This is a genomic window from Pigmentiphaga litoralis (assembly GCF_048632615.1).
Taxonomy (GTDB): domain Bacteria; phylum Pseudomonadota; class Gammaproteobacteria; order Burkholderiales; family Burkholderiaceae_B; genus Pigmentiphaga; species Pigmentiphaga litoralis_B.
Genome location: NZ_CP184479.1, coordinates 1,017,737 through 1,028,317, shown reverse-complemented (window position 1 = coordinate 1,028,317; position 10,581 = coordinate 1,017,737). Strand labels below are relative to the sequence as shown.

Below are 10,581 nucleotides of genomic sequence, written 5' to 3'. Positions count from 1 at the left end.
GCCGTAAGCAGGACGGCCTGCGGGAAGTTTCCGCAGGTCTGTGGGGAAAACGACAAAGGCGCCGCAAGGCGCCTTTGTTTTTGGGGGAGAAAGGATGAGGGAGCAGAGACGTTTCGGGGGTAGGTGAGGTTACGCCGCCGTCCACCAGGCAGGCTGCCGATCGATGTAGAGCGTGCACGCCGGCACCGCCATCGTTTTCGTGTTGCGGCCGGCACATCGACGCGCCTGAAAGTGGGAACCGATCACGACTGGCGCCCCTTTGAGCGGCGTCCGCCAGCGCCTGGAACGCCGTTCATACCCGCCACCGTATCTCAGGTTCCCAACGTCGAACCATCGGCGCGGTTCCATATACAAGGCATGCTCATCCATATGGTAGGGCGTGACGACCTGCCCGTGGGTCCAGTAATAGATGCGGCCGAAATAGGCGTAATGCACCCACTTTTCCCACACGCTGGGGCTGTAGCGTTCATGGGCCAATCCGGGACAGGGCAGCGCTACCCACAGCACACTGACGCCCATTGCATGGTAGTTCGCCGTCCGCCGCGCGATCTGCGCCGCCGTCAACTCGCTTCTCTGCACTTCAATCGCCACCCATTGGCTGCGGATCAGGGCAAGCACATCGGCCACGGCAATGTCCCCGACCGGCGCTTCGAGCCGGACGTCGCTTACCGCCGGGTCGGTGCACAGCGCGTCGAAAATGGCCATCTTGGCGTCATAGTGCTCGGCGGATTCGCCCAGGCCCCAGCCGCAAGTGACCGGCGGCCGATGCGCAAAGTGGTGGACGACCACACGCCCCTTCTTGAGCGTCAGCACCTCGCCGCAGCCCTGGCAATGGTACGGTCCGCCTGCCTTCCGCACATTCCGGGCTTCCACCTTAGTGCCGTCGGCGTTTCGGATCGCAGTCAGACTCATGCTCTTTCACCAGAACAAAGTGATCAGCTTTCAGCGATCTGCGTCGGGTAATGAAGGAACCTGTCATCAGCTTGCGCAGACTTCAGGCAACGACCTGTGCGTGACGTGGACACGCCTTTCAGGATCAGAAAGTCTCTTGCATCGCACGCACCGCGGTCAACCGACGCCAGGACATTTTCCGCCACGCTGATGCTCACGACCGGACAACCGAGCAAGCGTGCTGCCGGGACGCGCCCGCTATTCCAGCGCCATCCACCGGATCGCATACGCCAGGCCAATGGGCAGCATCTCGCCATGGCTTTTCCCGGGCTGGTGCGCGTAGCTCGCTTGTACTCCGGCAGTCAGCTTGTCGACGCGAGTGCTGCCAGACGCATTCACCCTCCGTGCAATCGCCTCGGGACTGTCTTCCGCCATGACACCGTCCAATTCCTTCCCGCCCGCCAGCACGAACAGGCGGGCAGGGCGGCCGGACGCCGACGCTCCCTCCGCGAACGCACGCGCCTCCTTCACGATCGCGCGATCGTTCCACCACGTCGACGGACTGGCCGCCACATACGTCTGGTACCTGCCCGGATCGGTGAACAGCGCATGCAGCACCAGCAGCGCGCCAAAGGAATGGCCGTAGATGCCTTGCCGGTCCTTGGCCACCGGATACCGCTGTGCGATCAGCGGCCGCAGCGTACCGTCCATCCAGGCCAGCATCCGGTCGGCGCCCCCGCCGGGTTGCGCGCGCCCCGGCGCCGTGGGGCTGCCCGGCACTCCACGAGGCGTGTCGGCGCCCGGCGACGGCGGCGTGTAATCCATGGACCGCGCCTGTACGTCATAGCGGTCATCGACGTCATAACCCACGCCGACCAGAACCACCGGCGCCGCGCGCGCCGCGCCCACCTGTGCACGCGCCTGCCGCAGACTGTCGAACGCGGCATTGCCATCCAGCAGGTACAGCACCGGATAGCCCCCGGCGGCGGGGGCGCCAGTGGCTGCCACACCTGGATGCGAAAGCCCGTGGCACGCCACGGGGAAGGCAACACGAACCGGTCGACCCGATGCGCGTCGATGGCCACCGCAATGTCCGCTGGCTGGCTTGCCATCGGCCGGTCAGGCCGCGGCTGGGCTTGAAGCGCCGGCAAGGCGGCCAGGGTCAGCATGACGGCCGCAATGGCCCCAACCACTTTCAACCCACTCACTTTCAACATAGCGCGCATGATTCTCATTTGCATTGACAGGCCGCAAGTGTCGCACGCCGACGGCCTTTGGCGCCCGCCCCGGTAGGAATCCCGCCGCTACGGCTGAGCGGGATGTGTCCTGTGGTCCCGCCGGGGATCCGGAACAATCCGGAATCTTGCCCGGAACGCTTGCGTCATCCGCCAAGTTTCAGGACAATCGCTGTTGATCGCCCCGGTTCTGATCGAGCCGGGGTTTTGTTTTTCCGTCCGCCGCCCGGCCGCCCGTGCGTGGTCCGGCGGGGATGAACGGGTCAGGCAGTTACCTGCCGACCCGTGATCCCGCCCAGCCGGCGGACATCCACCAGAATGTGAAGGAAGTAGAACATGGCTGCCATTCCGCTGACCGTGCGCGGTGCCGAGCGCCTGAAGCAGGAACTGCATCGTCTGAAGACGGTGGAGCGTCCCGCGGTGATCAACGCCATCGCCGAAGCGCGCGCCCAGGGCGATCTGTCCGAAAACGCCGAGTACGATGCCGCGAAAGAAAAGCAGGGCTTTATCGAAGGGCGCATCCAGGAACTGGAAAGCAAGCTGTCGAATGCACAACTGATCGACCCGACCGAAGTCGATGCCGAAGGCCGCATCGTGTTTGGCGCGACGGTCGACCTGGAAGACCTCGAGTCGAACGAAAAGGTGACCTACCAGGTGGTGGGCGACGACGAGGCCGACATCCGCGTCAACCTGATCTCCATTTCCAGCCCGATCGCCCGTGCGCTGATCGGCAAGTCGGAAGGCGACGTGGCCGAAGTGCAGGCGCCGTCGGGCATCCGCGAATACGAGATCCTGAACGTCCGCTACATCTGACGCGTTTGCCCCAGGGATCGCGGGCGGGCGCGAACGCCGGCCTGCCCTGGCGGGGCAAGGGTCGCAACAAAGACCGGATCAGGGATGGAAGTCCGCCCCGCCCCGCGCCACGGGATGCCGTGTGGGGGAGGGCGGTCGCGGCGCGCTTACTTGTCGCCGCGGGTCTTGCGGGGTGCGCCGCTGCGGGCGCCGGCGCGAAGTGACAGCGCGCTGCGGGCCGAACCGGGCTTGGTGAACGACGTGGCCTTCTTGCGGGCGGCGCCCAGCGTGGAGGTCAGACCGCCGGTGGTGCGGCGTGCTGCGCTTTTGCGCGCGGCGCCACGGGCCGAACCGGCTTCGTCGTGCAACGTTGGGCGGGTCTTTTTCTCGGTCGCGCCCAGGTAGCGTTCGCGGGCGGTGATCGGACCGGTCGTGCGTTCGACCTTGTCGGTGCGTTTGCGCTCGGGCGCGGGCTTGCCGACCTGCGCCTGCCGCTTCGGCACGTGGGGCTCGCTGGCCTTGCGGTGCGTGTTCAGACCCAGGGTCGACACGTCGAACCCGCTTTTCTTGTCCAGGAAGGCCTTGCCTTCCGGATCGGATTCGGTCGGGCGATACAGAATCAGGATCTTGCCGAGGTGATGCACCGGGGCGCAGGCGAGCTGGTCGCAGATCTGGTGCAGGATGTCTTCGCGGGCGGCGCGATCTTCACCGCCGGCGCGCACCTTGATCAGGCCATGGGCCGACAGGTTGCGGTCGATTTCCTGCAATACCGATGCCGACAGACCCTTGTCGCCCAGCAGGACGACGGGTTTGAGGGGATGGGCGGCGGCGCGCAGGGCGCTGCGTGTTTGGGAAGTAATGTCAAGGACGGGCATGCCGCGATTGTACGGGACGGCGCGTCAGACCGCAGGATTCTTTGTCCGCAGTATGCTTGCGGGTGGGCGATTTCGCCAAATCAGTGGCTTAGAGCACGGCAGGCGCCAGCAAGGCGTCGCGCCGGTATAAAGAAAGATGGCAAAAAAGAACAAGTTTTCAACCGCCTGGCTGCACCAGCACATCAATGATCCCTATGTGAAACAGGCCCAGCAGAAGGGATACCGCGCGCGGGCGGCCTTCAAGCTGACCGAAATCCTGGATACCGAAAAGCTGATGCGGCCCGGCGACGTCGTGGTCGACCTGGGCGCGGCGCCCGGCAGCTGGTCGCAGGTCGCGCGCGAACGGCTGGTGGGACCGCAGGGCGTGTTGCGTGGACGCATCCTGGCGCTGGACATCCTGCCTATGGAGCCTATCGCCGATGTGGAATTTCTGCAGGGGGACTTCCGCGAAGATGCCGTTATGCAACAACTCGAAATGTTGCTGGGTAATCAGGTGGTGGACCTTGTAATTTCAGATATGGCCCCCAACCTCTCGGGAGTAGGCGTGGCGGATGCCGCCCGGATGGAACATGTGTGCGATCTTGCCCGCGAGTTCGCGATTGCCCATCTGAAACCCGACGGCGCGTTGGTGGTAAAGGCCTTTCACGGCAGCGGGTTTTCCCAGATCGTGAAGAGCTTCAAGGATACTTTTCATCGGGTGGTCGAACGCAAGCCGAAAGCTTCGCGGTCGAACTCCTCCGAAACGTTTCTGGTTGGCCGTGGCTTGAAGGTCAACCGGATGCGGGCAGAGTAGAATCAGGCAATCAGTTTCGGCCGTCCGGTATGTTCCGGGCGGTTGGCCGGTCGGCAATACGAGTAGGAGATCGACCTTGAACAATATGTTCTCCAAAGTCGCGGTCTGGATGGTGATCGCGTTTGTTTTGTTCACGGTCTTCAAGCAATTTGAAGGCCGTGCTCGCCCGCAGGATACGGTGTCGTACTCCCAGTTCATGGAAGAGGCGAAGGCAGGCCGTATCCAGAAGGTGGACGTCCAGGGCGATATCCTGAATGTCACGCCGGCTGACGGCCGTCCGTACTCCATCACGTCGCCTGGCGACCTGTGGCTGGTCGGCGACCTGATGAAATATGGCGTGCAGGTGTCCGGCAAGCCCAAGGAAGAACCGTCTCTGCTGATGAGCCTGTTCGTATCCTGGTTCCCGATGCTGCTGCTGATCGGCGTGTGGATATTCTTCATGCGGCAGATGCAGGGCGGGGGCCGGGGCGGCGCGTTCAACTTCGGCAAGTCGCGCGCGCGGATGCTGGACGAGAACACCAATACCGTCACGTTCGCTGACGTGGCTGGCTGTGACGAAGCCAAGGAAGACGTGCAGGAACTGGTCGACTTCCTGCGCGACCCGACCAAGTTCCAGAAGCTGGGTGGCCGCATTCCCCGTGGCGTGCTGATGGTGGGCTCGCCGGGTACCGGCAAGACGCTGCTGGCGCGCGCCATTGCCGGCGAAGCCAAGGTCCCGTTCTTCAGCATTTCCGGTTCGGACTTCGTTGAAATGTTCGTGGGTGTCGGCGCGGCCCGTGTCCGCGACATGTTCGAAAACGCCAAGAAACAGTCGCCTTGCATCATCTTCATCGACGAAATCGATGCGGTCGGCCGCCAGCGCGGCGCCGGCCTGGGTGGCGGCAACGACGAACGCGAACAGACCCTGAACCAGATGCTGGTCGAGATGGACGGGTTCGAGACAAGCACCGGCATCATCGTGATCGCCGCGACCAACCGTCCCGACGTGCTGGACCCCGCGTTGCTGCGTCCGGGCCGTTTCGATCGTCAGGTCGTGGTGCCGCTGCCCGATATCCGTGGCCGCGACCAGATCCTGAAGGTCCATATGCGCAAGGTGCCGGTCAATACCGACGTCGACGCATCGGTCCTGGCGCGCGGCACCCCGGGTTTTTCGGGCGCCGACCTGGCCAACCTGGTGAACGAAGCGGCGCTGTTCGCCGCCCGCCGCAACGGCCGCACGGTCGAAATGTCGGACTTCGAAAAGGCGAAAGACAAGATCATCATGGGCGCGGAACGCCGCTCGCTGGTCATGCCCGAAGAAGAACGCCGCAATACGGCCTATCACGAGTCGGGCCATGCCATCGTTGCCCGCATGCTGCCCAAGACCGACCCCGTGCACAAGGTCACGATCATTCCACGTGGCCGTGCCCTGGGCGTGACGATGCAGTTGCCGGAGATCGACCGGTACAGCATGGACAAGGAACGCATGCTGAACACCATTTCGGTGTTGTTCGGCGGCCGGATCGCCGAAGAAGTCTTCATGCACCAGATGACCACGGGCGCATCCAACGACTTCGAACGCGCCACGGCGATCGCCCGTGACATGGTGACGCGCTACGGCATGACCGACACGCTCGGCACCATGGTGTACGCCGAAAACGAAGGTGAAGTGTTCCTGGGTCGCAGCATCACCAAGACGACGCAGATGTCGGAATCGACCATGCAGAAGGTCGACAACGAGATCCGCCGGATCATCGACGAACAGTACGCCGTCGCACGCAAGATCCTGGAAGACAACCGCGACAAGGTGGAAGTCATGACCAAGGCGCTGCTCGAGTGGGAAACCATCGACATCGACCAGATCAATGACATCATCGACGGCCGTCCCCGCGTCCGCCGAAGGTGCCCGAGTCGAACAACACCCCCACGCCGCCCACCACGCCCGGGGTCACTCCCAACGCGCACGCGCCGGCCTGATGGTGTTCCGCTCCGCGCATCGATCCGATACAACCCGCTAGGGACGCCTCGGACCGATGCCGGGGCAACCAGCATGTCCTACTGCGGCCTATTGCGGATCTTCTGCAATAGGCCGCAGTCATTTCAGGGCATGGCGTCGTCCTCAACCCGTTCTCTGTCCCGCCTTCTCCGATTGACTGAATGACCGACCTTTCCGCCCGATCCACTGCCTTGCGCTGTGGGCGCTACCTTCTGGACCTGTCGCGCCCGCGCGTGATGGGTATCGTCAACCTGACGCCCGACTCGTTTTCGGACGGCGGCAAGCACCATACCGTTGACGCGGGCGTGGCCCACGCGCGGCAGCTGCTGGCGGAAGGGGCAGACCTGCTGGACCTCGGGGGCGAATCCACACGCCCCGGCGCGGCGGAAGTATCCGAAGCCGACGAACTGGCCCGCGTGCTTCCGGTGATTCACGCGCTGCGGGATTGCGGCGTGCCGCTGTCCATCGACACCGCTAAGCCGGCCGTGATGCGGGCGGCCCTGGATGCGGGCGCCGACATGATCAATGACATCTGGGGCTTCCGGCAGCCCGGCGCGCTGGAAGCCGTGGCCGGCAGCAACTGCGGCCTGTGCGCCATGCACATGCAGGGCGAGCCGCGCACGATGCAGACCGCGCCCGAGTACGATGACGTGGTCGAGGACGTGCTGCGTTTCCTGCAAGTCCAGGTCGCGCGGCTGGAGGCCGCCGGGGTCGCCCCGGGCCGGATCAGCCTGGATCCTGGGTTCGGCTTCGGCAAGACCGTGCCGCAAAACTATCGGCTGCTGCGCGAGCTGGACCGCATCGCCGCGCTGGGCTACCCCGTGTTGATTGGCGTCTCACGCAAAAGCATGATTGGCGCGGTGACCGGCAAGGCGGTGGGGGACCGAATGGCCGGTAGCGTGGCCGCGGCCCTGTCAGCCGTGCAGCGGGGGGCGCGAATCGTACGTGTGCACGATGTTGCCGCGACGGTGGATGCGCTAAAAATCTGGGATACGGTGGAAACTGTCGCCACACCCTGAGTTCTGACCGCAACGCGCGCAGAACAGACGTTGCAGACGCTGCAAAGAATAAGGACAGCACATGGCGACGAGTCGCAAATATTTTGGTACCGACGGCATCCGCGGGGAAGTCGGCGGTCCGGTCATCAACGCCGAGTTCGCACTTCGGCTGGGTTACGCCGCCGGCCGGGTACTGGCCCAGCGCGGGGTCAACGGCAAACGGCCCGAAGTCCTGATCGGCAAGGACACCCGCATCTCGGGGTACATGCTGGAATCGGCGCTGGAAGCCGGCCTGTCGGCGGCGGGCGTCGATGTCATGCTGGCGGGGCCGATGCCCACGCCCGCGGTCGCCTACCTGACGCGCGCACTGCGCCTGTCGGCGGGCATCGTCATCAGTGCCTCGCACAATCCGTATTACGACAACGGCATCAAGTTCTTTTCGGACCGCGGCATGAAGCTGGCCGATGACGTGGAACTGCGGATCGAAGAAGCGCTGGAGCAGCCGGTGGGCTGCGAGCCTTCCGAAACCCTGGGCAAGGCCCGCCGTCTGTCGGACGCCAACGGCCGCTACATCGAATTCTGCAAGGGCAGCTTTCCGTCCGACCTGAGCCTGAACGGGCTGCGGATCGTGGTGGACGGCGCGCATGGGGCGGCCTACCAGATCGCGCCCAGCGTGTTCGAAGAACTGGGCGCCACCGTGATTGCGGTGGGATGCAAGCCCGATGGCATGAATATCAATGCGGGCGTGGGCGCGACCCACGTCGAGGCCCTGGTGCGCGAGGTCAAGGCCCACAAAGCCGACCTGGGCATTGCGCTGGATGGCGATGCGGACCGGCTGCAGATGGTCGATGCCGAAGGGCGTTCCTTCAATGGCGACGAACTGCTGTACGTGATCGTGCGCGAGCGGCTGTCGGCCGGTCCGGTGGCCGGGGTCGTCGGCACGCTCATGACCAACTACGCCTTCGAAAAGCAGATGGCGGCGCTGAATGTGGGCTTTGCCCGCGCCGCCGTGGGCGACCGCTACGTCATGGAACTGATGCAGGAACGCGGCTGGCTGTATGGCGGCGAAGCGTCGGGCCATGTCATCTGCCTGGACCGCCACACCACGGGCGACGGCATCGTCGCCGCGCTGCAGGTGCTGGCCGCCATGCAGCGCGCCGGCAAGTCGCTGTCCCAGCTGCTGGAGCCGCTGCGCCTGTTCCCGCAAAAGCTGGTGAATGTGCCATTGGCCGAGGGAGTGGATTGGGCATCGCACGCCGGCCTGACCGCGGCGACTCGCGAAGCCGAGGCCCGGGTGGCCGGCCGGGGCAGGGTGCTGATCCGCGCATCGGGCACCGAGCCCAAGCTTCGCCTGATGGTCGAGGCCGAAGACGAGACGCTGGTCGACGACTGCCTGGCGCTGCTCGAGGGCAGCCTCAAGTGAGCCGGAAGGAAGGCGTACCCTCTACCGACGGCAAGCAGGTCATCCCTTCGGGCGGTCCCGACTGTCAAAGTCCGGTCATTCAACCGTCGCAGAATAGGGACCCTTTGTCCTTGATCGAAACGGATTCCATGAACTTGCTCCTGTGGCGCCATGCCGAGGCCGAGGATGGCCACGACGACATGCAGCGCGCTTTGACCAAACGCGGCCGCAAGCAGGCGGAGCTGGGAGCAGCGTGGCTGCGCCAGCACGCACCCGCCGACCTCCAGGTGCTGGTCAGCCCGGCAGTGCGCACCCGGCAGACGGCGGACGCGCTCAAGCTCGACTACACCGTCGTGCCGGACCTGGCCCCCGATGCCGAGCCCGCCAACGTGCTGGCGGCGTCGGGCTGGCCGTTCGCCTCGACGTCGGTCCTGGTCGTCGGACACCAACCCACGCTGGGCCGCGTGGCCAGCACGCTGCTGGCGGGCGAAGACCTGCCCTGGACCCTCAAGAAGGGCGGCATCTGGTGGCTGGCCCGCCGTCAGCGCGACGAAGACTTCCAGGTGGTCGTGCGCGCCGTGGTGAATCCCGAACTGCTGTAAACGCCTCGCCACGGGCGGGCCATGACGGGCCGTGGCGTTTTCATGGCCACGTCACATCCCGGTCAAGGAACTGCAACGCAAACCCCCGACACTAGCTCAACTAGCCCAAGGGGAGTGCGTACATGCTCGAGTTCAGCCGCATCGAAGCCCGCCGTCCGATTCCGGATGTCGCCCATCAGTGTTTTGCGGAACCTGCCCAGGCCACCGGTCTTGCCGTGGGCCTGGCGCGGTCGTGGAGCGAGGTCGAGGCCGCGCAGCGCCTGCGTTATGAGGTCTTTACCGAAGACATGGGCGCCATCTTCCCGAACGCCGTGAATGGCGTCGATGAAGACCGCTACGACGCGTGGTGCGAACACCTGATCGTGCGCGAACTGACGACCGGCCGCGTCGTTGGCACGTACCGCATCCTGGGTCCCAAGCAGGCGCGCCAGGCGGGCAGCTACTACTCCGAATCGGAATTCGACCTGACGGGCCTGTCGTCCATCCGGTCCGAGCTGGTCGAATTCGGACGGTCGTGTACCCACCGCGATTACCGCAGCGGCGCCGTCATCATGCTGTTGTGGTCGGGCCTGGCCGAATTCCTGCGCCGCGCCAATTACCGGTATGTGCTGGGCTGCGCCAGCGTCAGCCTGCGGGATGACGGCGCCACGGCGGCGGGGGTGTATCGGGCGGTAGCCGGCCAGCTGGCCATGCCGGGACCCCTGCAGGTCGCGCCCCTGCATCGGCTGCCCATGGAACGGCTGGACGCCGACCTGCCGACACGGGTGCCGCCGCTGATCAAGGGTTACCTGAAACTGGGCGCCAGGGTCTGCGGCGAACCGGCCTGGGATCCGGACTTCAACACCGCGGATTTTCCGATGCTGCTGTCGGTGGATACGATGGACGATCGCTACCGTCGTCACTTCAATCTGGGCCCGGCGGCATCGCCGCCGACTGCCACTTCGCCCCCAGGCCGGGTGCCTGCATGACGACCTGGCGGCGGGTCTTGCCCCAGGCCAGGGCGCCGTTCGGCCGGCGC

General features: G+C 65.1%; 9 protein-coding genes and 1 pseudogene. 7 read left to right on the top strand and 3 right to left on the bottom strand.

Features of this window, described 5'->3' with window-relative positions; translation table 11 throughout:
* Positions 1 to 129: 129 nt before the first annotated feature.
* A complete protein-coding gene (locus ACNANG_RS04720) occupies positions 130 to 912 on the bottom strand; it encodes a competence protein CoiA (protein WP_420226202.1) in 783 nt (260 codons plus the stop codon).
* Between the two features lie 237 nt (positions 913 to 1,149).
* The gene (locus ACNANG_RS04715) at positions 1,150 to 1,899 is read right to left on the bottom strand and encodes an alpha/beta hydrolase (RefSeq protein WP_420226201.1); all 750 of its coding nucleotides are present in this window, start codon (positions 1,897 to 1,899) and stop codon (positions 1,150 to 1,152) included.
* A gap of 563 nt (positions 1,900 to 2,462) precedes the next feature.
* Between ACNANG_RS04715 and greA the strand changes: the two genes are divergently transcribed.
* On the top strand, positions 2,463 to 2,939 hold the full coding sequence (gene greA / locus ACNANG_RS04710; protein WP_420226200.1) for a transcription elongation factor GreA: 477 nt from the start codon (positions 2,463 to 2,465) through the stop codon (positions 2,937 to 2,939).
* A 146-nt stretch (positions 2,940 to 3,085) separates the two neighbouring features.
* Here greA and ACNANG_RS04705 read toward each other — a convergent pair whose 3' ends face one another.
* Positions 3,086 to 3,793 carry a YhbY family RNA-binding protein gene (locus ACNANG_RS04705; protein ID WP_420226199.1) on the bottom strand — a complete coding sequence of 236 codons (708 nt, stop codon included), beginning with the start codon at positions 3,791 to 3,793 and terminating at the stop codon, positions 3,086 to 3,088.
* Positions 3,794 to 3,929: 136 nt separating this feature from the next.
* On the opposite strand from ACNANG_RS04705, the gene ACNANG_RS04700 reads away from it, so the two are divergent.
* The 6 genes and pseudogenes from ACNANG_RS04700 to ACNANG_RS04675 all read left to right on the top strand — a co-directional run bounded on the left by ACNANG_RS04700 (position 3,930) and on the right by ACNANG_RS04675 (position 10,531).
* On the top strand, positions 3,930 to 4,586 hold the full coding sequence (locus ACNANG_RS04700) for an RlmE family RNA methyltransferase (RefSeq protein ID WP_179590409.1): 657 nt from the start codon (positions 3,930 to 3,932) through the stop codon (positions 4,584 to 4,586).
* A 76-nt stretch (positions 4,587 to 4,662) separates the two neighbouring features.
* Positions 4,663 to 6,542 (top strand): annotated as a pseudogene (ftsH, locus tag ACNANG_RS04695) (ATP-dependent zinc metalloprotease FtsH).
* A 180-nt stretch (positions 6,543 to 6,722) separates the two neighbouring features.
* Complete coding sequence (folP, locus tag ACNANG_RS04690; RefSeq protein WP_420226198.1) at positions 6,723 to 7,580, top strand: dihydropteroate synthase; 858 nt, start codon at positions 6,723 to 6,725, stop codon at positions 7,578 to 7,580.
* Between the two features lie 61 nt (positions 7,581 to 7,641).
* Complete coding sequence (gene glmM / locus ACNANG_RS04685; RefSeq protein ID WP_420226197.1) at positions 7,642 to 8,982, top strand: phosphoglucosamine mutase; 1,341 nt, start codon at positions 7,642 to 7,644, stop codon at positions 8,980 to 8,982.
* Between the two features lie 128 nt (positions 8,983 to 9,110).
* Positions 9,111 to 9,563, top strand: a complete 453-nt coding sequence (locus ACNANG_RS04680) for a SixA phosphatase family protein (protein WP_420226196.1) — start codon at positions 9,111 to 9,113, stop codon at positions 9,561 to 9,563.
* Between the two features lie 122 nt (positions 9,564 to 9,685).
* The gene (locus ACNANG_RS04675) at positions 9,686 to 10,531 is read left to right on the top strand and encodes a GNAT family N-acetyltransferase (RefSeq protein ID WP_420226195.1); all 846 of its coding nucleotides are present in this window, start codon (positions 9,686 to 9,688) and stop codon (positions 10,529 to 10,531) included.
* Positions 10,532 to 10,581: the final 50 nt, after the last annotated feature.